This is a genomic window from Maribacter spongiicola, from assembly GCF_052119685.1.
GTDB classification, from domain to species: Bacteria; Bacteroidota; Bacteroidia; order Flavobacteriales; family Flavobacteriaceae; genus Maribacter; species Maribacter spongiicola_A.
Genome location: NZ_JBGQOO010000007.1, coordinates 65,240 through 87,605, shown reverse-complemented (window position 1 = coordinate 87,605; position 22,366 = coordinate 65,240). Strand labels below are relative to the sequence as shown.

The window sequence follows — 22,366 nt, the reverse complement described above, 5'->3', positions numbered from 1 at the left end:
ACCAAAAATGAAAAGAAAAAAATTAATTCGATTTGCCTCAGTTGTAGGTATTGGAGTCTCGTTACTAGGAACTTACGGATGTAAGGAAACAAAAAAAGAAAAAATAGAAAATTCTGAAGTCGTTGTAAATAACAGTACTGAAGAACCATTTTTTGAATTGTCATTGGCACAGTGGTCTATGCATAAAATGATTAACGAAGACGGGGTTGATCCTTATTCTTTTGCCGAGAAAGCAAAAAACTGGGGGTTTACAGGTTTAGAATATGTTAGTCAGCTGTATAATCCAGAATTGGCAGATGCTGGTTATTCTGAAGAAGCAATGGCGAATTTTGTAACAAAATCTAATGCAGAGGCTGAAAAGTACGGAATGAAAAATGTGTTGATCATGATAGATGGTCAAGGTAATTTAGCGGTTAATGATGAAGCTGAAAGAAACGAGACTGTAGAAAAGCATAAAAAATGGGTAGATGCAGCAGCAGCGATGGGTTGCCATGCTATTCGAGTGAACCTTAATGGTAGTAATGTGCCAGAAGAATGGATAAAGAACTCTGTCGACGGACTTACAAAATTAGCGACTTATGCAAAAACCAAAAATATTAATATTTTGGTAGAAAATCATGGCGGATTATCATCTAACGGAGAGCTACATGCGCAGGTAATGAAAACCGTTAATATGGATAATTGCGGAAGTTTACCTGATTTTGGAAATTTCTGTATGGAACGTAAACCAGAAAGTTGGGATTGTTTAAAAGAGTATGATAAATATAAGGGTGTTAAAGAATTAATGCCATATGCTAAGGCCGTTAGCGCAAAATCTAACAATTTTGATGCTGACGGATATGATACAGGTATCGATTATGTTCAGATGTTAAAAATTGTAAAAGAAGCAGGTTATACCGGTTTTATAGGTGTAGAATTCGAAGGTTCTGAAATTAGTGAAGAAGCAGGTATTATAGCTACTAGAGATCTTTTGTTGAAAGCAGCTAAAGAAATAGAATAATCAAGAGTGTGATTTATGGAGACTTTTTTTAATGAAATATTCGATTATAATTTTCACTGTAACAAGAAGCTAATAGAGCAGTGTTTAACGCTAAAAAGGGTTCCGCCAGAAACTATGCGTTTATTTAGCCATGTCTTAAATGCGCATCATCTTTGGAACGCAAGAGTTTTAAATAAACCTAGTGAATACGAAGTTTGGCAAGAACATGATGTAAAAAATTGGGCGGATATTCATTATGAAAATCAGCGTAGTTCATTTGAGATCGTTTCTAATGCCGATAGTTTTGATAAGCGTATTGACTATGAGAATAGCGAAGGGCGATTGTTTACCAATACCTTGCAAGATATTCTTTTTCATATCATCAACCATTCTACTAATCATAGAGGCCAAATTGCCGTAGATTTTAGAAATAATGATGAAATTCCGATGAGTTCAGATTATGTGTATTACAAAAGATAGATGAAAAATAAAGTCAGAGCACAGCTTTGCTTCATGATGTTTTTAGAATTTTTTATCTGGGGTGCATGGTTTGTAACCCTAGGTACATTTTTAGGAAACAATTTAAAAGCAACAGACGATGAAATAGCCTTGGCATTTTCAACACAATCATGGGGAGCTATCATTGCTCCCTTTGTTATTGGAATCATAGCCGACAGATATTTTAATGCAGAAAAAATTTTAGGAGTTTTACACCTTTTTGGTGCGGTGCTCATGTATTTTATGTACCAAAGTAGTGCCTTCGATGATTTCTATATCTTGGTATTAGCATATATGATTGTATATATGCCCACATTAGCATTGGTAAATTCGGTCTCTTTTAATCAAATGAAGAACCCAGCCAAGGAGTTTTCTATGGTTCGTGTTTTTGGAACTGCAGGATGGATCATTGCGGGACTTTCAATTAGCTACATTTTTAGCTGGGACCAAGGTGAAAATATTGGACAAGGTGTATTGAAAAATACTTTTTTAATGACAGCGATAGCATCGTTAATATTAGGATTTTTCAGCTTTACCCTACCTAAAACACCACCTAAAGCCGCTAGTTCAGAAAAATTAAGGTTGAAAGATATTTTAGGCTTAGATTCTTTAAGTTTATTTAAGGATAAGAATTTTTTAATATTCTTTATCTCGTCAGTATTAATATGTATTCCGTTGGCATTTTATTATCAGAATGCAAATCCGTTTCTTGTTGAAATCGGGATGGATAACCCGACCGGAAAAATGACATTAGGTCAAATTTCAGAGATTGCCTTTATGTTATTATTACCTTATTTCTTTACTAAATTCGGATTTAAGAAAACTATTCTTGTAGCTATGGCTGCTTGGGTCGTGCGCTATTTGTTATTTGCTTTCGGTGATGTAAACGAACTTGGGTTTATGCTCATCATCGGTATTGCACTGCATGGTATATGTTATGATTTTTTCTTTGTTTCAGGGCAAATCTACACCGATAGTAAAGCAGGTGAAAAATTCAAAAGCTCGGCACAAGGTCTTATAACATTGGCAACCTATGGTGTGGGTATGTTAATAGGGTTTTGGGTCGCAGGTAAAATATCTACCGCATATCTTTTAGAAGACGGTAAACATTTGTGGGAATCCATTTGGATGTATCCGGCTGGTTTTGCGCTGGCTGTATTTATTTTGTTCGCCATTTTCTTTAAAACCGAGAAAATAGAATATCAGTCTTAGATAAATTCTTTAATTTAAACCCCTGAAAATTGTTTCTAACGCAGTGGTGCAGTTATATTTAATGCCTCAATTCGGTAAGCAGTTTTCGAATTGGAACAACAATGCAAATCCGAAGGGATTTTAAACAATACTATTTTCAATAAAAACAACAACAAAAACAACAACAAAAATGCCAAAGAAAATACGATTAGGAATACTAGGTGGAGGAGGAGATTCATTAATAGGAGTGTTACACAGAGTAGCATCATTCATTAATGATAATTATGAAATAACAGGTGCTGTTTTTAATCCTGATTTTGATGCCAGCATTGAATTTGCAAAAGAAATTGATATTCCTTTAAACCGAATCTATAAAGATTTTGATACCTTAATTGAAGAGGAATTAAAATTGCCAGAAGATGAGCGTATTCAAGTATGTTCTATTCTTACCCCTAACTTCTTGCACTACCCAATGGCCAAGAAGTTGTTGGATAACGGGTTCCATGTCATTTGTGAAAAACCGATGACCACTACTCTAGATGAAGCAAAAGACTTGCAGAAATCTCATGAGAAAGCGGGTACGGTTTTCGCTTTAACACATACGTATACAGGCTACCCAATGGTGCGCCAAATGCGTGAAATGATCAAAGCTGGTGCTCTAGGTAAAATACATAAGGTTGATGCCGTGTATTACCAAGGTTGGATCAATACAATTATACATGACAAAGAGAAAAGATCTTCTGTTTGGAGATTAGACCCAAAGAAAGCAGGTATTAGCTCTTGTATGGGCGATATCGGGGTTCATGCTTTTAACCTTGTCGAATATACTACAGGGCTTAAAATCAATGAACTATTGTGCGACTTTAATTACCTTTATGAAGATAATCAGATGGATGTTGATGGTACCGTTCTTATACGCATGGGAGACCATGTAAAAGGTGTTATTAGAGGTAGTCAAGTAGCTACAGGTGAAGAAAACGGACTTGCTATTTCAATATATGGCGAGAAAGGTGCTTTTCGTTGGGAGCAAGAACGCCCTAATTTTTTATATAAATTAAGTGATACTGAACCAACACAAATATATAAACCAGGTCATGCCTATAATTCTGCCCTGTCTTTAGATGGCACTAAATTACCAGCTGGTCACCCAGAGGGTATTTTTGATTCTATGGCAAACATTTATAAAGGTGTAGCAAAAGCAATTAGAGGACAAGAATATAATAGTGGCGAATTCCCAACCATGACAGACGGTGTTCGTGGAATGAATTTTATTGAAGCAACCGTAGATTCGCATAAAAGCGGAAATACTTGGGTAGCTTTAGAAAACTAAAAAGTTAGTATTGACTAAAAAAAAGAGCCGCAATTTGCGGCTCTTTTTTTTATATAAGCTTTAAATGATATTTAAGAATTTACAACTTTAAAATGTTGGCATACAACAATCATACTTTCTCTTGGTTCTCTTTTGAATTCTTGTAATTCTCTGGTAAAGAAATCCCAATGATACTTTTTCCAACTGTCTAATGATTTGTCTCCATTTGCTTCTAATTGAGCATAAGTTGAATCTATGCTAAAATACGGTTTAAGAGAAACAGCGGTGGTTGCAACGATACATTGTGCTTCACCACTCCAATTCGTGACTACTATATAATCTCCTATTTTGGGTAAAGGTTCATTACGGTTTTGTAAACCTAGTAAAGAATGTGAAATTGCCTTTTTAGCTCCACTCTGTATTAACCTAGCGTTTTCGTTGGCATCTTGTTCATTGTCGCCAAAATACATTGTTTTAGGTGTCTCGTGAAAGACATCTTCGAGATGATTTTTTAAATAATTACCCCACATATTTCTGGCTGAAGCATTTTCCATAAATTGTTATTTTCTTTAAGCTATAGAATTTAATAAACGTTTTAATCGGTAATTAATTTTAACGTTAAGCGAATTTACCTGCTTTTAATTGTTCGGCTGCATGGTTTGCTGCTCTTGCCGTAAAAGCCATATAGGTTAATGACGGATTTACACAGCTAGATGATGACATAAACGCACCATCTGTTACGTACACATTCGGCACCAAATGTACTTGATTATTTTTATTGATAATCGAAGTCTTTGCACTGTGTCCCATTCTTGCACCGCCCATTTCATGTATACCCAGACCTGGTCCGCTTGCCTCTTCATAAGATGACACGTCTTTAAAACCTGCGGCCTCAAACATAGAAACAATTTCTTTCTTTATGTCTTCGCGCATTTTATATTCGTTTTCTTTAAACTCAACATCAAAAGCTAACTGTGGTAAACCCCATTTGTCTTTTTCCGTAGGGCTTAGTGTAACTCTATTATCATCATATGGTAAAAATTCACCAAAACCGGTAACACCAATGGTCCATCGCCCTGGTTTTAAAACGGTTTCTTTTAAGTCTTTGCCGTATCCTAATTCACCTATTTCTTTAGACCAATCTCCTCTGCTAGCGGTACCTTGATAACCAAAGCCACGTAAATATCCTTCTCTTTTTGTTTTCTCGTTGAGGTTTACAAAGCGCGGTATGTAGAATCCGTTTGCACGTCTGCCTTTATAATACTTATCTAAGTAACCATCAACTTTAGCAGTGGCTCCAAGTTTGTAATGGTGGTCCATTATACCTCTTCCTAAAGCATCAGAATCATTACCTAATCCGTTAGGAAAACGCTCAGATTTAGATTGCAATAAAATACCAACTGATGCCATGGCCGATGCACACAGAAAAATTACCTTTCCCTTGAATTCTATTTTCTCATTGGTTTCAGCATCAATAATTCTTACACCTGTTGCTTTTTTTGTGGTATCATCATAGATGATTTCATGTACAATCGAATTTGGTCTTAAAGTCATGTTGCCGGTACGTTCAGCAGCCGGTAACGTAGATGAGTTACTGCTAAAATAACCACCAAATGGGCACCCACGCCAGCACCGGTCTCTGTTTTGGCATGTACCGCGACCTTCAAAAGTTGCATTAGGGTCTGTAATGTGTGCCGTTCTACCGATCGTTACCAATCTACCATCATCAAACTTATCAGAAGTTGTTTTTTTAAAATCCTCCTCAACACAATTCAATTTCATAGCGGGTTGAAATATGCCATCAGGCAGTACTTCTAAACCTAATTTTTCGCCACTTACCCCAATATATTCCTCGACTTTATCGTACCAAGGCGAAATATCTTTATATCTAACAGGCCAGTCTACACCAATGCCTTCTTTTTTATTCGCATTAAAATCAATATCGCTCCATCGGTAACTTTGTCGCCCCCAAGTAAGTGATCTACCACCAACTTGATAACCGCGAATCCAGTCAAAACGTTTTGTTTCTACATACGGGTGGTCAAGATCGTTTACAAAAAAGTGCTTTGAGTCTTCTGTCGGAGCCCAATTTACGCGTTTTTGTATGTGATATTTCTTCTCATCTTCCTTAGATAATTTACCTTTTAAAGGATAATCCCACGGGTCATCGTTCACCGTAGGATAATCTACAACATGCTTTACCATTGGGCCACGTTCCAAAACAAGCGTTTTTAAGCCATTCTCTGTTAATTCCTTAGCAGCCCAGCCACCACTTATTCCTGTTCCGACAACAATTGCGTCGAATATTTCATCTTGATTCATGCTTGAAATTTTATCTTTTTCTGATGGTAATCCCTATATTTATAGCAAATCTCCAAAGTATTGAGAAGAACCTAATACAATTCTTAAATATAAGATTTTTTGAGGGATGTGACATCTCAAATTCAACAACAAATTCAAACAACAACAGATAGTATATTTTTATGAAAACAATCAAAGGACCAGCCGTATTCTTGGCACAATTTGTAGACAGTAAAGCTCCATTTAACTCCTTGGACGGAATGTGTAAATGGGCTTCTGATCTGGGATATAAAGGAATTCAAATTCCGACGTGGGAAACTTTTTTAATTGATTTGGATAAAGCAGCGGAAAGTCAGACATACTGCGACGAGCTCAAAGCAAAAGTAAACTCTTACGGTTTAGAAATAACAGAACTTTCTACACACTTACAAGGGCAATTAGTTGCAGTGAACCCAGCATATGATTTAATGTTCGATTCTTTTGCTCCTAAAAATGTGCACGGAAACCCAAAAGCAAGAACAGAATGGGCGATAGAAACGGTAAAGAAAGCTGCAACTGCTAGTAGAAGACTTGGCTTAAATGCGCATGCCACTTTTTCGGGATCCTTATTGTGGCATACCATGCACCCTTGGCCACAAAGACCTGCAGGTTTAGTTGAAATGGGATTTGAGGAATTAGCAAAGAGATGGACACCAATCTTAAATCATTTTGATAAAGAAGGTGTTGATGTATGTTATGAAATTCACCCTGGTGAAGATTTACATGATGGTGATACTTTTGAGCGTTTTCTAGAAGCAACCGGCAACCATAAAAGAGTAAATATTCTTTATGATCCTAGTCATTTTGTATTGCAACAGTTAGACTACATCGCGTACATCGATCATTATCATGAGTTTATAAAGTCTTTTCATGTAAAGGATTCTGAGTTTAACCCTACTGGTAAAAAAGGTGCTTTTGGTGGATATAACGATTGGGGCAATAGAGCTGGTAGATACCGTTCTTTGGGTGATGGTCAAATAGATTTCAAAACCATATTTTCTAAATTGACACAATACGGATGTGATGTTTGGGCGGTTATGGAATGGGAATGTTGTATTAAGAGTCCGGAGCAAGGTGCTCGTGAAGGAGCAAAATTCATTTCTGACCATATTATCGAAGCGACTGAAAAGACTTTTGATGATTTTGCAGGCGCTGAAATCGATAAAGAAATGTTGAAGAAAATGTTAGGACTTTAAAATAGAACACAAATGAAGAAAGTTATAGCTAGTGTAGCTTGTATTTTGGCATTCGTTGCATGTAAACAAGAGAAAAAACAAACAACTCAAACCGCCGTTGCTGAAGAAGTAGCAATTGTTGAAAATGATTGGGAAGTCTTATTCGATGGTTCATCATTAGATCAGTGGAAAGAGTTCAAAACTGACGGAGTAAGTGATGCTTGGAAGATTGAAGGTGACGCTTTGGTATACACACCACCTGCTGAAGGTGAGGAGTCTACAAACCATGACCTTGTAACAAGAAAAGAGTATACCAATTTTGTATTAAGCTTAGATTGGAAAATATCCGAAGCGGGCAATAGTGGTGTCTTTTGGGGTGTTAGTGAAGACGAAAAATTTGGGACAGGATACCAGACAGGTCCAGAAATTCAAATTTTAGATAATGAAAAACACCCAGATGCAAAAGCGGGTACAACGCATCAAGCAGGTGCTTTGTATGATATGGTTTCGCCGGCAAAAGATGTTACTAATCCGGTTGGGGAATGGAACACAATGGTTATTACCGTAGATCACAATGAACATATAGGAAGCGTTACCTTAAACGGTACCGTAATGGTAACATTCCCTGTAGCAAATGAGCAGTGGGATGCTATGGTCGCAAAATCTAAATTTGCAGGTTGGGACGGCTTCGGAAAATATACTACCGGTAAAATCGGATTACAAGATCACGGTAACATAGTCGGTTTCAGAAACATAAAAATCAAACAACTTTAATAGCATTTACCTATGAAAAATAGATACTCATTACTACTCTTAGCTGCATCATTATCAGTAATTTCTTGTCAAGAGAAAGTAACAATAAATCCTGATAGTGGTATTGAAGCGGTAAAAGATAGTGTTATCGTTTATGAAGAATTCATGGGCGAAGAACCGACAACCCCCGAGGAAACTGAATTTTACGAACCTAAAGTTCCTGTTGTTAAACCAGCTACTGTTAGTTCTGCACCAAGTGATGCCGTAGTGCTTTTTAATGGAACTAGTTTAGATAATTGGGTAAGTACAAATGATAGTACTGCTGCCAAATGGCATTTGAACAAAGATGGTAGTATGACGGTAAATGACAAAACCGGTAATATACAGACCAAACAGAATTTTGGTGACGTTCAATTGCATGTAGAATGGAAATCTCCTTTGCCAGTGCAGAGAGATAATCAGAATAGAGCAAATAGTGGTGTATTTTTAAATGGAATATATGAGGTGCAAATTCTAGATCAAAATGATAACCCGACTTATGTAAATGGTCAAGTTGGGTCTATTTATAAACAACATGTGCCTTTAGCTATGGCTTCTGTACCAACAGGTGAGTGGAATACGTATGATATTATTTATCATGCGCCAGTATTTAATGTTGATGGTGGGAAGATAAAATCAGGCGATATTACCGTAATCCATAACGGAATTTTAGTTCAAGATCATGTGGAGCTAAAAGGTACGACACCTTATATTGGCTGGCCTAAAAACCCAGCGCACGGTAAAGGACCATTAATGTTACAAGATCATGGTGACGATAGTCGTGTAAGCTTTAGGAATATTTGGGTTAGAGAACTTTAATGTTTTATCGGTTAGAAGCCAAGGAGTAAACAAAATATTTTTCTGTTTACTCCTTTATTTATTATGTAAAGTGAGATGATTATCGTTGAAATTTTCATTTACCTTACCTTTGTCTTAATCTAAAATGTATTTATGATTCAATCAATGACCGGCTTTGGAAAGCATGTAGTTCAATTGCCTAATAAAAAAATTACGGTAGAAATAAAATCGCTTAATAGTAAGAGCATTGATTTAAATGCGCGTATGCCTTCAAATTATCGTGAAAAGGAATTAGAACTAAGAAAGTTGGTCGCTAATTCTTTATTGCGTGGTAAGGTAGATTTTAACTTATACGTTGAGCTTACGGGCGATACCACTTCTACCCAAGTTAACGAAGTAGCCGTTAAACAATACATGAATCAGTTGAAGAATATCGCTGATGGTGATGATTTACGGTTATTAGAAATGGCGTTGCGTTTTCCTGATGCGATGAAGACCGATAAGGAAGATATTGATGAAACGGAATATGAAGCTATTAAGGAAGCCTTACAAGGTGCTTTGGTAGAAATCAATGAGTTTAGATCAGAAGAAGGTAGTGTTTTAGAGAAAGATTTTCTAGACAGAATAACTACTTTAAATAATTTACTAGAAGAAGTAATAACTATTGATCCTAATAGACAAGCCACCATTCGTGAGCGCTTAGAAAAAGCGGTACAGGATTTAAAGGCAGATGTTGATGCTAACAGATTTGAGCAAGAGCTTATTTACTACTTAGAGAAGTACGACATTACTGAAGAAAAAGTGCGCTTGGCAAATCATTTAGATTATTTCAGTAAAACATTAATGTCAGACGATAGCAATGGTAAAAAATTAGGATTTATATCTCAAGAAATTGGTCGTGAAATTAATACGATAGGTTCTAAAGCAAACTTTGCACCAATGCAACAAATTGTGGTGCAAATGAAAGATGAGTTAGAAAAGATTAAAGAACAAATGTTAAACGTACTATAGATGAAAGGTGGTAAACTTATCATTTTTTCTGCACCCTCAGGAAGTGGGAAAACAACCATTGTACGCCATTTATTGGCACAACCAGAATTAAATTTAGCTTTTTCGGTATCTGCAACTTCGCGCCCTAGAAGAGGTAAAGAAAAGAATAAGGAACACTATTATTTCATGTCGGTTTCAGAATTTAAAAATCATATCAAGAATGATGATTTTTTGGAGTGGGAAGAAGTTTACCGAGATAATTTTTACGGTACTTTAAAAAGTGAAGTAGAACGACTGTGGGCAGAAGGCAAGAATGTCATTTTTGATATTGACGTAGTTGGAGGTTTAAGAATTAAAAAGAAGTTTCCTGATCAGACATTGGCTGTTTTTGTAAAACCACCAAGTGTAGACGAGCTTAAGATCAGGCTTAAAAAACGAAGTACCGAAAACGAAGACAAAATAAATATGCGTATCGCCAAAGCATCGGTAGAATTGGCAACAGCACCACAATTCGATAAGATTATAAAGAATTATGACCTTGATGTGGCTTTACAAGAAGCAGTAGATCTTGTTGCCGATTTCGTTTCAGAGGATAAAGAATAAATGCATATGAAAAAGGTAGGATTATACTTTGGTACCTTTAACCCTATTCATATCGGTCATTTAGTCATAGCGAACCATATGGTAGAGTTTTCAGACTTAGATGAGGTTTGGTTTGTGGTAACACCACAAAGTCCGTTTAAGACCAAGAAAACGCTTCTAGATAATCACCAAAGATTCGAAATGGTGTATGAGGCTACAAAAGACTATTCGAAGTTGAAGCCTAGTAATATTGAGTTCAACCTTCCGCAACCGAATTACACGATAAATACGCTTGTTCACTTAGGAGAAAAGTACCCTGTTGGGTATGATTTTTCACTGATAATGGGAGAGGATAATTTAAAAGGATTCCATAAGTGGAAGAACTACGAGACCATTTTAGAGCTTCATAATCTGTACGTTTATCCAAGAATTTCTGAGGGTACTACGGATCATCAGTTTAAAAACCATGATAAAATACATCGTGTAGATGCCCCTATCATGGAAATATCATCAACCTTTATTAGAAGAGAACATAAAAACGGTAAAAATATCAAGCCTTTATTGCCGCCAGAAGTGTGGAAATATATGGATGAAATGAATTTTTATCGCTAATCTAAAACGCTGGCTTTTCGTAAAACATCGGTAGCAAGAAATACATCACCTTTGTTATAATACCACTTTCGTATTTTGGGTATTTTAATTCCGTTTACGGTAATTATTTCAGAAAGTAGAATATATTCCCCGTCGTTTTTACTTTCGTCATGAAAAAACTGATAGACTTCCATCGCGTATGTCTTAGGGTCGAAATAGAAATACCAAGTATCATTACCGACTTCTTTTTCGTAAGTAGCCTTTAATACTAAATACTCTTTTCCTTTAAATGTTTTTTTAATCACCTTGTCAGCTACCAATGTCCCAGGGTCTTTTAACTTCATTGGTAGACCATATAGATACGTGTAGTAGTTCTTCATCATCTTAGCACGATCACAACTAATATTCATGCTGTCTTTTATCTTTGGAAAGATGGAGGTACTACCATTTAATTTTAAGGTACACGCGCCATTATCTAATTCTGACTCTATCGTATAATTATCTTTTTTTACAGTAGTCTTGAAATAGTTGTTGGGTAATTTCATTTCAACAACCGTACTGAGCGGACTCCCCTTAGGGTTTTCCATTTCAATAAGCATTTTGCCTTTGAAGGTAGACCAATTGTTTTGTGGGTCATGAAATGCTATTGCTCGTTCTAATAATTCGTTACCGGTTATTTCTTGGGCATTTATGAAAAACCCTGTCAGTAAATAAACGGCTATCAAAAGATATTTCATAACTATGCTTTTAATTGAATTGAAAAATCACTTAATCTAATTTCACAGGTGCAATATCAGCATCATGTTCCTTATAATAAAGCTCTAATAGATCCATGGTTGCGGTCATTAAATCTTTAGTTTCAAGTAAAATCGAAAAATATAATGTCGTGTTTTTCGGACTTGATTCTTCTGATCTTGTGCGCTCTACTTGTAGACTAATTTTTTGCGATACCAAATCATATAATTCTTGCTTATTATTTAGAATATTACCGATTTTTTCAAAAGATCTTTCTTCGAAAGCGTGGTACGTATTGTCTAAAATTTCAGCTAGTTTTATGTCTATCTGCTTAAGCTCTTTAATTTGGTTATACTTTAATTTCTTGTGATTATTGTTGACATGTTTATGGCTTACTTTACCAATATATTCCAACGATTGTGAAATGTCTGTTAAGTGCCCCATGGCATTAATATAGAAATTACTGGCGCCAATATGTGCCTCTTCTAAATTCTTGATGAAGTAAAAAGTATGATTTCTAAGATCATCGATTTCATTTGCCAATTTAGCACCTTGTTTTTTGTTCTTATGAAGCGAGTTAAGATCTTGTTTTGCGAGTCCGTTAATAGAATTAGAATAGATTTTACTTGCTCTTTTTACAACGTTTGCAATGTTTTTGGCGCTTTCTTCGATAACACCCTGTATAGAACTACTCTCTGCACGTTCTAATATTTCTTCTTCTTTGGTTTCCTTTAATTTCTTGGTATGCGAAAGGTAGTTTTTGCCTATAAGAACGAAAGCAAAAATTAATAATGCGGCAATTGCCCAAATACCACCAAGGTGAATAATGTAAGCGATTATAGCTGCCGCTACGAATGCTACGATTGCGGTAAAGAACCATCCGCCTATAACATTAAGTACACCTGCAACTCTATATACGGCACTTTCTGATCCCCAAGCTCGATCTGCTAACGATGTTCCCATGGCAACCATAAAAGTCACATATGTGGTCGATAATGGCAGTTTTAACGAGGTAGCAAGAGATATCAATACACTGGCAACCATTAAATTTACCGAAGCTCTAATAAGGTCGAAAGCAGGTTGATCTTTTGCTTTTGCCTTTTGAGCGTACGAAGTTGGTTTAACGAATTGAGTGTCTATTCTGTTTTGTAATGATATCGGTATTAATCCGTTTAAACTTTCAGATGCTTTGATAGAGAATTTTACGATTTGTCTCGATAAATAGTTTGGCTCAAAACGCTCATCGCCTTCATCTTGTCTAGAAAGGTCAACACTTGTTTTTACTACATTTTTAGCTTTAGATGAAAACCATAAGGTAACAACCATAACAATACCAGAGGCTAATAATAGATAGGTTGGTGTTTGTACGGCAACTGCTAAGCCCTTCATGTTATATTCGGTGGCTAGTTGACCAGAGTTCGACCAACTTACAAATGATTCGTATGCTGCCAACGGTACACCAATAAAATTTACTAGATCATTACCGGCAAAGGCCATTGCCAAAGCGAAGGTTCCTAATATAATAATGATGGTATAAATATTCCATTTTAAGATAGTAGTTGCTAACCACGATAAGGCAAACCACACTATAAAGTTACCTAATATGAATATTTCAGGATTATTACCAATCAATACTGATAATTCAGGACTGATAATAGAAGTGCCTTTTAAACCTTTTATAAGTATAAAATAAATAATAGCTGTAATCGCCATACCACCAAAAATAGCACCTAGCCATTTTGGTTTGTTTTCAAACTTAAATGATAGTAGAATACGGGTGAAAAATTGGACGATAGCACCAATAGTAAATGCAATGACGACTGATAAGAGTATACCTATTATAATTTCAGTAGCCTTATCGGTATTGATATAATTTGAAAGTTGGGTAAAATTACCATCACCTGCGTAAATTTTAACCAATGATATGGCCACCGCTGCACCTAATAGTTCAAAAACAATAGAAACAGTGGTTGAGGTTGGCATACCTAAAGTATTGAAAAAATCAAGCAATAGTATGTCTGTAATCATAACTGCCATGAAAACAATCATAATCTCAGCGAAAACAAATTCAGACGGGTTAAATATTCCTTTTCGGGCCACCTCCATCATTCCGCTTGAAGAAACGGCTCCAAAGGCGATACCTACACTGGCAACAAGCATTATTGTTTTAAAAGAAATCGCTTTTGAACCTATTGCAGAATTTAAAAAGTTAACGGCATCATTACTGACACCAACGATTAAATCTGTTACGGCTAAAACCGCTAATGCAATAATCATGAATAAATAAATGTTCTCGCCCATCAAAAATTTAAATAAGGAACAAAAATGATATTATAAATTATCATTAACGTTAAAATAAGGTTATGAAGTTAAATCGTAAATTTTGCAATGATGATTAATAGTTACAAAGAAACCAAGATTAGTTGATGAAAATACTAATTTCTTTTCGAAAAAGATTTTTTAGCGCAATTCAATTGGGCTTTTTTAAGTGATTAAAAAAATGCAGCCAATTCGATAGCAAAATTTCTGAAGATTACCTTGTTTTGTTTGCGGCTAATTCTAATGAACTAAGAACATCTTTTGTTGTTGAACTTACTTTAGCCGTAGAAGGCATTGGTAGGCTTTTAGCATATAAGGTCTCTAGAATTTCAGCTTGCTCGCCTTCTTTAACCGTTATTTCTATATGTATTGGGTCGTAGCCTACAAATTGTACTAGTACATCATGCGTGCCAGGTGTAATATCGGTAAACTCAAAATTACCTCTAAAATTTGTCTGTGTAGAAATATCTGCATTATCAATAGATACAGAAGCCATTAATAATGGTTCGTTGAAAAATTCACCATCTAAAATTTGACCTTTAATAGCACTGGTCTCTTGTGAGAAAGACAAAGAGCAAATCATTAAAGCGAATAGAATAAATATTTTCTTCATACCTAATTTAAATACTGGTACAAAGAAAATGACCAAAGGTTAAGTTAAGGTTACCTAAGGATTATGAATATATGTTTTAAAGGTTAAGGTTCTGAGATAAAATAGTTTACCAGAAATGAGACTTTAGGTAATGAAATAGGCAAATGCTGTATCTTGCAGGCTGTAAAAACGGACTAACATGAATTGGGAGCAATTACTTTCTTTGCGTAGACAAGGCGATAAAAACAAACGGTTACGAAATGAACAAGATGAGACCCGTTTAGGGTTCGATGTTGATTATGACCGTATCATATTTTCGTCCGCCTTTAGAAGTTTGCAAGATAAGACCCAGGTAATACCCTTGTCAAAGACCGATTTTGTTCATACCAGATTAACGCATAGTCTTGAGGTGTCTGTTGTTGGTAGAAGTTTAGGTAGATTGGCAGGAAAGAAAATCATTGAAAAACACCCTTACTTAAAAGAGGTTCATGGCTATCAATTCAATGATTTTGGAGGAATCGTTGCTGCTGCTGCATTGGCTCACGATATAGGTAACCCACCCTTTGGGCATAGTGGTGAGAAAGCAATTGGCGAGTATTTTAAAACCGGTAACGGGCTACAGTTAAAAGATCAACTTTCGGCAGTTGAATACCAAGATATTATCGATTTTGAGGGTAATGCCAACGGATTTAAATTAATGACGCAAGATAGGGCAGGTGTCTTTGGCGGACTCCGTCTTAGCTATGCCACATTGGGTGCTTTTATGAAATACCCGAAAGAATCATTGCCTAAAAAACCTACTAACCATATCTGTGATAAAAAATTCGGATTCTTTCAAAGTGAAAAACACATTTTTGACGAAGTAGCTCAAGATTTAGGGTTACCGACTAGAAGTAACGACGGTACCATTTCATATGGTAGGCATCCTCTGACATTTTTGGTAGAAGCTGCAGATGATATTTGCTATACTATTATTGATTTTGAAGACGGAATTAACTTAGGTCTCATTTCTGAAGATTATGCCCTAGAATACCTTATTAAACTGGTTAAGGACACCATAAATACCAAAAAGTATAATTCTTTGGAATATATGGAAGATAGGCTTAGTTACCTTCGTGCCTTAGCCATCAATACGCTAATACAAGATGCAGTTTCTATTTTCATCGAGAATGAAGAACTTATTTTAAATGGCAATTTTGAGGTCTCTTTATTAGATAAAAGTGGATTCAAAGCCCAAATTGAAGACATTATTAGCCTAAGCGTTCAAAAAATTTATCAGTCGCAAGAAGTGGTAGAAAAAGAGATTGCCGGGTACACTATTATATCCGATATTCTAGATGTTTATATTGCTGCCTTAATTGGTAAAATGAATAACAATGCATCTAACTATCACAAATTGATTTTGAGAACTTTGCCTGGTTTTTATCAGCAAACCAATACATCGCTTTACGAAATAGTTCTAAACACTTGTTGCTATGTTGCAAGTCTCTCTGATAGCGCAGCAGTACATATTCACAATAAAATTAAAGGAAAACAACTTTAGAATCCGTACAAGATACCAACACCTAATACTTGCTTAAATTGAATTTTAGGTACACCAGGGTTTATTATAGTTCCGTTATCGTTTTTCAGTACATCGAAAAGAATATCATCATCATAAATCATTTGTGTGCCTAAGCTTGTGCTAATGAACTTGTTTACTTTCATGTTTAGCGTAAGTTCCCAGTCCACATCAATATTACCAAAGCTTTTTATATAATCGGTGTAAAGATTTAGCCTGTTGGTTAATTCAATATTATCAGCAATGGTAATATTGAAATTATTGGTAATTAATATTCCGATTTCTAACAAATGGTTTTCTCCGGGTGTTATAATGTTTCCATCTGCATCTAAAATGGCCTCTTGTACACCAAAATTCCCATTGTCAGCTAAATCTTGATCCAATACGAAAGTAGATTTTTGAGTTAATGGTGATAGGTAAAGATTAAACTTTTCATCTTTAGTTATATAAGAGGTACCCGCACCAAAAAGTAGATAGCCAGGTGCCATAAAACGAGATACAGGGGTCTCTCTATCTGGGTATTTATAACCATTAGAGAACTGGGTATTAAAGTTTAGCTGAACCGAATAGAACCATCGACTGGTGTTGTCTTTTTTAAAGCCCAAATTTGAACTTAAACGTATAACATCTTCTGTCTTTCTAAGTTTGCGGCCTTCTTGGGCATTTAATCCGTAACGTAATTCAAGATTATTTTCCCATTGAAAATTGCTGAATTTATATTTTCTGGCAAATTTTAAAAATCCTAAACCACTAACGGCATTATCGCCACCCGCGTTCCAATTGACAAAGGCAACTTCGCTAATATTGATACCGAAGCTATTTTCGTTTTCCCAAAACGAGGGTATTCTAAATCTGTTAAACCCTTTTTGTAAGGTTTTCGTTTTGTTGAAGTCTATATTGGGTATTTGAAGATTTACATCTTTTCTAGGAGAATAGATTTTATCTACCGTTCTGCGTATTACAATAGTATCTATAGCAACACTGTCTACGGTAACACTATCTACTATTATAGGTGCAGGTATGGTATCTTGTCCAAAGGTTACTAGTGTTACCAAAAAGAGTAACGAACATAAACTCTTAACGATTTTTGAAGGTATTTTATTCATAAAAATTGTTGTACATATTTTTTAACGGATGTCTTATCTATCCCTGCTTTTATATGCAGTTTTTCGGTAGCACCGTGGGTTATAAACTCATCTGGAATGCCAAATATCTTAATTATTTTATGGATTCCAATAGTATTTGCAAATTCTAACAAACCACTTCCGAATCCGCCAGTTACTGAACCATCTTCTAAGGTGATAATATGATCGAATTTCTTCAGTATTCTTTTCAATAAATCCGTATCTAATGGTTTTATAAATGGGAAATTAAAATGCGCGATTGCAGGGGTATTATCCAATTCATGTATTAGTTCAGAAACCATGTTGCCTATAGGGCCGGTGCTTAGAATCGCAATTTTACTTCCTTCTTTTAAAAGTTGACCTTCGCCTATGTTCAACTTTTTCATGGGTACTTGCCAATTCATTTCTTTTCCACGTCCACGTGGATATCTTATTGCTATAGGATGGTCTAAACCTAACTGAGCAGTATACATAATGTTTCTGAGCTCAATTTCGTTTAATGGGGAACAGATAATTAGGTTCGGAATACATCGTAAATAAGAAATATCGAACACACCATGATGCGTAGGGCCATCTTCGCCAACCAAACCTGCACGATCCAAACAAAAAATAACCGGAAGATTCTGTATAGCTACATCGTGTATAACCTGGTCGTAAGCACGTTGTAAAAAAGTGGAGTAAATATTACAGAATACAATTAAGCCATCTGTTGCCATACCTGCTGCCATGGTTACCGCATGCTGTTCGGCAATACCAACATCGAAAGCTCTTTCAGGTAGCGCATCCATCATAAATTTTAATGAACTACCTGTAGGCATAGCAGGAGTAATACCTACTATTTTTTCATTCTTAAGTGCTAACTCAACTAAAGTCTTGCCAAATACATCTTGAAACTTAGGTGGTTCAATAGTATTAGATTTCTTTTGTAGCTCGCCAGTTTGTTTATCAAATTTACCAGGTGCATGGTAGGTAACTTGATTTTCTTCTGCCTTTTGTAAGCCTTTTCCTTTTGTAGTGATTACATGTAATAATTTAGGGCCTTCTATCTTTTTTAATCGTTCTAATTCTTTTACCAAAGCAGGTAGGTCATGACCGTCTACAGGACCTGAGTAATAAAAATTAAGGCACTCGAAAATATTCTCTTCTTTTGCGGTACCAGTTTTTACATTAGTCAGGTATTTTTTTAATGCACCAACGCTTGGGTCTATACCCATAGCATTATCGTTGAGTACCACAATAATATTTGCATTGGTTACACCAGCATGGTTTAAGCCTTCAAATGCCATACCGCTTGCTATAGATGCATCGCCAATAACTGCAATATGTTGCCTTCTTAATTTCCCTTGTAATTGTGCTGCCAAAGCCATGCCTAACAAAGCTGAAATAGAGGTAGAACTATGCCCAGTGCCAAAAGCATCATACTCGCTTTCTTCCATTTTCGGAAAACCACTAATGCCACCAAATTGTCTGTTGGTATCAAAAACATCTTTTCTGCCCGTCAGTATTTTATGACCGTATGCTTGGTGGCCTACATCCCATATTAGCTTATCTATAGGTGTGTTGAACACATAATGTAATGCAATGGTCAACTCTACAACACCTAAACTGGCGCCTAAATGTCCTTCTTTTACAGAAACAATATCAATAATGAACTCACGTAACTCAACAGCCAATTGCTCTAAATCCTTTACTGATAAAGTTTTTAGATCGTTAGGTGATTTGATATGTTCTAGAATTGATTTCAAATTGCATCTATAATGGTCACAAAAATACTTTTTTAAAAATGAAACTATCGTATTTTTGAGGTTATGGTTTTACCTTACGATGATACTTATTTTATGAAAAAGGCACTTCAAGAAGCTGAATATGCATTTGAAGCTGGCGAGGTGCCCGTAGGCGCTGTAATTGTAGTGCAAGACAGGATTATTGCAAGAGCTCATAATTTGACCGAAAAATTGAATGATGTTACGGCACATGCCGAAATGCAAGCGATTACTTCTGCAGCTAATTTTCTAGGTGGTAAGTATTTAATAGATTGTACGTTGTATGTAACCTTAGAGCCGTGCCAAATGTGTGCTGGTGCGTTGTATTGGAGCCAGATTGGTAAAATTGTTTATGGGGCTGCAGATGAACAGCGCGGTTGCGGAGTTATGGGAACAACTCTTCACCCTAGAACTAAAATGATCGGCGGTATTCTTGCAGATGAAGCGGCTAGTTTATTACAGCAATTTTTTGCGAAGAAAAGAAAATAGGAAATCGAGCATAAATGAAAAACCACGCAAGAGCGTGGTTATCTAATTTTTTTAGTGAAAAAGAATATTTTTAAAGTACCTGCACTTGCCCGGCAACTGTACCTTTTTTTCCTTCTTCCTCTTTGTAGCTCACCTTATCACCTTCTCTAATTTCTGTGCCATGTAAAGCGGTGGCGTGAACAAAAATATCTTTTCCAGTTTCTTCATTGGTTATAAACCCATAACCCTTAGATTCATTGTAAAATTTGACGGTACCAATCATTGTATTGAAATTTTAATATTAACATTCTAATTTACAATATTTTAAGATTCATTGGTAAAGAATTGAACTATTATTTTTTCGGAGTGTCTTGATTATCAGCCTTTTTAGGTTCTTTGCCTTGCATTTTTCGTACATTCTCATCGGTAAGCATGTAATCATTGAATTTTTTACCCTTACTCTCTCGAATAAGAAACAGCGGCATAGCCACTAAAAATAGTAATAAAGTGCCCGAGCCTATATATTTGTGAGATAAGGCATCTTGACTAGCATCTAAATTGAATCCGTAGATAATTAATCCGATTGAGATTAATACTATGGCGATAATTACATATTTCATAAGTTCTCTTTTACTCTATAATCGAGATTTAAATGCTCCGAGGCTTGTCTCGAATTGTTATTGTTGTTCTAAGAATGTCTCTGGGCTTGCCCCGAGGTTGATTACTTAGTGAATTTTATAAGTTCTCTTCTGTAAGCGGTCAATAGTTTTGATTTTGAAACAAAGCCCATGTATTTTCCGTTTTTGACGACGGGTAAATTCCATGCACCACTATCTTGAAATTTTTGCATTACAATTTGCATGCTGTCAAGCCCATAGTAAATATGATCAGGTGCCTTATGGGTAAATGTTTCCACTTTTGTAGTGTCATACAATTTGGTGTCGAACATGAACTCCCTAATATCATCTAATAAAATAATGCCCAAAAACACGTGATTTGCATCTACTACAGGAAAAATATTTCGTGTTGATTTAGCAACGGAATCATGCAGCATTTCACCCAACGTCATGTCTGGGTGTACGATTTTGAAATTGGTTTCTATAACCATATCAATGTTCATAAGGGTAAGTACGGCGTGATCTTTATTGTGCGTCAGTAAATCGCCACTTTCAGCCAATTCTCTGGTGTAAATCGTATAATCTACCGTGTTTTTAGTAATGATGTATGATATAGATGCTGTAATCATCAAAGGCACAAATAAGGCATAACCACCTGTTATTTCAGCAATAAGGAAAATTGCCGTCAACGGAGCGTGTTGCACGCCTGCAATAAGACCTGCCATGCCTATTAGGGTGAAATTACTTTCAGATACTGAAAACCCCAATCCCGAATTGTTGATCAATTTCGCGACGACATTGCCCAAGGCACTACCCATTACCATTGTTGGTATAAAAATACCACCTGCACCACCGGCAGCTAAAGTAGTGGTCATCGCTACTGCCTTAAAAATTGTGATGCCGAATAATAGAGCAATTACAACCCAAATATTACCGATGTAGGCATCAAAGGGGGTTTTGCCTAAAGCTTGAATATGGTCACCTTTCAACAAGTTGTTTATAAATGTAAATCCTTCACCGTACAATGGTGGAATCATATACAGCATAATACCAATGGCTAGACCGCCAACCAAAAGACGGTATTTCGGACTTTTCAATGGTTTAAAAAGGTTAATGATACCAAAATACATTTTTGTGAAGTAGATAGATGCTACTGCTGTACCTACGCCGAGAAGAACATAAAATAAAGTATCCTTCACTTCAAATGGCTCACTAATGGAAAAATTGAACAATACCTCGTTACCCATGAAGAAGTAGGAGGTAAGTACACCACTGATCGATGCCAATAATAATGGTAACATAGATATCATAGTCAGGTCTAGACTAAATACTTCTACCGCAAATATGATGGCGGCAATCGGCGATTGAAATATAGATGAGATTGCACCTGCCGATGCACAGGCAATTAATAAAGAGCGCCTTTTAGAATTGATATGAAAGAGCTTACCTAAATTAGAGCTTAATGCGGCACCTGTTGCCACTGCCGGACCTAATAAACCCACTGATCCACCAAAACCTACAGTTAGCGGTGCAATAATAAGTTGGGTGTACATCTGCTTTGCATCAATATTTGCCTTGTTTCTTGATAAAGAAAATAGAATTGAAGAAACGGCATGCTTTAATTTCTCTTTATGAATGTATTTTACATAGAGATATACCAGAGTAAGACCTATAATAGGCAGAATAAAGTATAATTGGTTACTAGAAAAAATAATTCCCTTTTCAAGAGATGCCTCAATAAAATAAGTAATGTTTTTTAGGGTAACAGATGCCAACCCAGCTAAAAGCCCAACGATTACACTTAAGATGTAAATGAAGGTTTTTTGAGAGATATGCTTATATCTCCATTTGTAAATGTTTTTTAAAATTTTATTTCTTTGGATGGGCATGGTTGAGCCATATCAGTGATAGGGTTCAAAGGTATTTAATTACTTGCTATGAT

The 22,366-nt window shown here is 35.9% G+C and carries 22 protein-coding genes; 12 read left to right on the top strand and 10 right to left on the bottom strand.

Features of this window, described 5'->3' with window-relative positions; genetic code table 11:
* Positions 1-7 precede the first annotated feature (7 nt).
* The 4 genes from ACEN2N_RS12325 (at position 8) to ACEN2N_RS12310 (ending at position 3,998) form a co-directional block, all read left to right on the top strand.
* On the top strand, positions 8-1,000 hold the full coding sequence (locus tag ACEN2N_RS12325; RefSeq protein ID WP_441824610.1) for a sugar phosphate isomerase/epimerase family protein: 993 nt from the start codon (positions 8-10) through the stop codon (positions 998-1,000).
* A 15-nt stretch (positions 1,001-1,015) separates the two neighbouring features.
* On the top strand, positions 1,016-1,459 hold the full coding sequence (locus ACEN2N_RS12320; protein ID WP_441824609.1) for a DinB family protein: 444 nt from the start codon (positions 1,016-1,018) through the stop codon (positions 1,457-1,459).
* The gene (locus ACEN2N_RS12315; RefSeq protein ID WP_441824608.1) at positions 1,460-2,689 is read left to right on the top strand and encodes a nucleoside permease; all 1,230 of its coding nucleotides are present in this window, start codon (positions 1,460-1,462) and stop codon (positions 2,687-2,689) included.
* Positions 2,690-2,858: 169 nt separating this feature from the next.
* Positions 2,859-3,998: a Gfo/Idh/MocA family protein gene (locus ACEN2N_RS12310; RefSeq protein ID WP_441824607.1), complete on the top strand. Its 1,140-nt coding sequence runs from the start codon at positions 2,859-2,861 to the stop codon at positions 3,996-3,998.
* Between the two features lie 71 nt (positions 3,999-4,069).
* Here ACEN2N_RS12310 and ACEN2N_RS12305 read toward each other — a convergent pair whose 3' ends face one another.
* A complete protein-coding gene (locus ACEN2N_RS12305; RefSeq protein WP_441824606.1) occupies positions 4,070-4,531 on the bottom strand; it encodes an ASCH domain-containing protein in 462 nt (153 codons plus the stop codon).
* Positions 4,532-4,595: 64 nt separating this feature from the next.
* Complete coding sequence (locus ACEN2N_RS12300) at positions 4,596-6,299, bottom strand: GMC oxidoreductase (RefSeq protein ID WP_441824605.1); 1,704 nt, start codon at positions 6,297-6,299, stop codon at positions 4,596-4,598.
* A gap of 161 nt (positions 6,300-6,460) precedes the next feature.
* Between ACEN2N_RS12300 and ACEN2N_RS12295 the strand changes: the two genes are divergently transcribed.
* The 6 genes from ACEN2N_RS12295 (at position 6,461) to nadD (ending at position 11,266) form a co-directional block, all read left to right on the top strand.
* Entirely contained in the window at positions 6,461-7,513 is a 1,053-nt protein-coding gene (locus ACEN2N_RS12295; protein WP_441824604.1) for a sugar phosphate isomerase/epimerase family protein, read from the top strand.
* Positions 7,514-7,525: 12 nt separating this feature from the next.
* On the top strand, positions 7,526-8,266 hold the full coding sequence (locus tag ACEN2N_RS12290; protein WP_441824603.1) for a 3-keto-disaccharide hydrolase: 741 nt from the start codon (positions 7,526-7,528) through the stop codon (positions 8,264-8,266).
* A gap of 12 nt (positions 8,267-8,278) precedes the next feature.
* The gene (locus tag ACEN2N_RS12285; RefSeq protein WP_441824602.1) at positions 8,279-9,103 is read left to right on the top strand and encodes a 3-keto-disaccharide hydrolase; all 825 of its coding nucleotides are present in this window, start codon (positions 8,279-8,281) and stop codon (positions 9,101-9,103) included.
* Positions 9,104-9,235: 132 nt separating this feature from the next.
* On the top strand, positions 9,236-10,093 hold the full coding sequence (locus tag ACEN2N_RS12280; protein ID WP_441824601.1) for a YicC/YloC family endoribonuclease: 858 nt from the start codon (positions 9,236-9,238) through the stop codon (positions 10,091-10,093).
* Positions 10,094-10,675 carry a guanylate kinase gene (gene gmk, locus ACEN2N_RS12275; protein WP_441824600.1) on the top strand — a complete coding sequence of 194 codons (582 nt, stop codon included), beginning with the start codon at positions 10,094-10,096 and terminating at the stop codon, positions 10,673-10,675.
* 6 nt (positions 10,676-10,681) lie between these two features.
* Complete coding sequence (nadD, locus tag ACEN2N_RS12270; protein WP_441824599.1) at positions 10,682-11,266, top strand: nicotinate (nicotinamide) nucleotide adenylyltransferase; 585 nt, start codon at positions 10,682-10,684, stop codon at positions 11,264-11,266.
* Here the strand turns inward: nadD and ACEN2N_RS12265 are convergent.
* The 3 genes from ACEN2N_RS12265 to ACEN2N_RS12255 form a co-directional block, all read right to left on the bottom strand.
* The gene (locus ACEN2N_RS12265; RefSeq protein ID WP_441824598.1) at positions 11,263-11,982 is read right to left on the bottom strand and encodes a DUF6503 family protein; all 720 of its coding nucleotides are present in this window, start codon (positions 11,980-11,982) and stop codon (positions 11,263-11,265) included. The two genes, nadD and ACEN2N_RS12265, sit on opposite strands and share 4 nt — an antisense overlap.
* A 31-nt stretch (positions 11,983-12,013) precedes the next feature.
* Positions 12,014-14,281, bottom strand: a complete 2,268-nt coding sequence (locus tag ACEN2N_RS12260; protein ID WP_441824597.1) for an anion permease — start codon at positions 14,279-14,281, stop codon at positions 12,014-12,016.
* Between the two features lie 232 nt (positions 14,282-14,513).
* A complete protein-coding gene (locus ACEN2N_RS12255; RefSeq protein WP_441824596.1) occupies positions 14,514-14,912 on the bottom strand; it encodes a carboxypeptidase-like regulatory domain-containing protein in 399 nt (132 codons plus the stop codon).
* A gap of 178 nt (positions 14,913-15,090) precedes the next feature.
* Here ACEN2N_RS12255 and dgt point away from each other — a divergent pair, with 178 nt between their 5' ends.
* The gene (gene dgt / locus ACEN2N_RS12250) at positions 15,091-16,434 is read left to right on the top strand and encodes a dGTP triphosphohydrolase (RefSeq protein ID WP_441824595.1); all 1,344 of its coding nucleotides are present in this window, start codon (positions 15,091-15,093) and stop codon (positions 16,432-16,434) included.
* Here dgt and ACEN2N_RS12245 read toward each other — a convergent pair.
* Positions 16,431-17,558: a DUF3078 domain-containing protein gene (locus tag ACEN2N_RS12245; protein WP_441824594.1), complete on the bottom strand. Its 1,128-nt coding sequence runs from the start codon at positions 17,556-17,558 to the stop codon at positions 16,431-16,433. The two genes, dgt and ACEN2N_RS12245, sit on opposite strands and share 4 nt — an antisense overlap.
* Positions 17,555-19,321, bottom strand: a complete 1,767-nt coding sequence (locus ACEN2N_RS12240; protein WP_441824593.1) for a 1-deoxy-D-xylulose-5-phosphate synthase — start codon at positions 19,319-19,321, stop codon at positions 17,555-17,557. Before ACEN2N_RS12240 ends, ACEN2N_RS12245 begins: the two co-directional genes overlap by 4 nt.
* A gap of 63 nt (positions 19,322-19,384) precedes the next feature.
* Between ACEN2N_RS12240 and ACEN2N_RS12235 the strand changes: the two genes are divergently transcribed.
* A complete protein-coding gene (locus ACEN2N_RS12235) occupies positions 19,385-19,828 on the top strand; it encodes a nucleoside deaminase (protein ID WP_441824592.1) in 444 nt (147 codons plus the stop codon).
* Between the two features lie 70 nt (positions 19,829-19,898).
* Here ACEN2N_RS12235 and ACEN2N_RS12230 read toward each other — a convergent pair whose 3' ends face one another.
* The 3 genes from ACEN2N_RS12230 to ACEN2N_RS12220 form a co-directional block, all read right to left on the bottom strand.
* Complete coding sequence (locus ACEN2N_RS12230) at positions 19,899-20,090, bottom strand: cold-shock protein (protein ID WP_299319054.1); 192 nt, start codon at positions 20,088-20,090, stop codon at positions 19,899-19,901.
* A gap of 70 nt (positions 20,091-20,160) precedes the next feature.
* Entirely contained in the window at positions 20,161-20,427 is a 267-nt protein-coding gene (locus ACEN2N_RS12225) for a hypothetical protein (RefSeq protein WP_441824591.1), read from the bottom strand.
* A gap of 101 nt (positions 20,428-20,528) precedes the next feature.
* Positions 20,529-22,313, bottom strand: a complete 1,785-nt coding sequence (locus tag ACEN2N_RS12220; RefSeq protein ID WP_441824590.1) for a chloride channel protein — start codon at positions 22,311-22,313, stop codon at positions 20,529-20,531.
* Between the last annotated feature and the right edge of the window lie 53 nt (positions 22,314-22,366).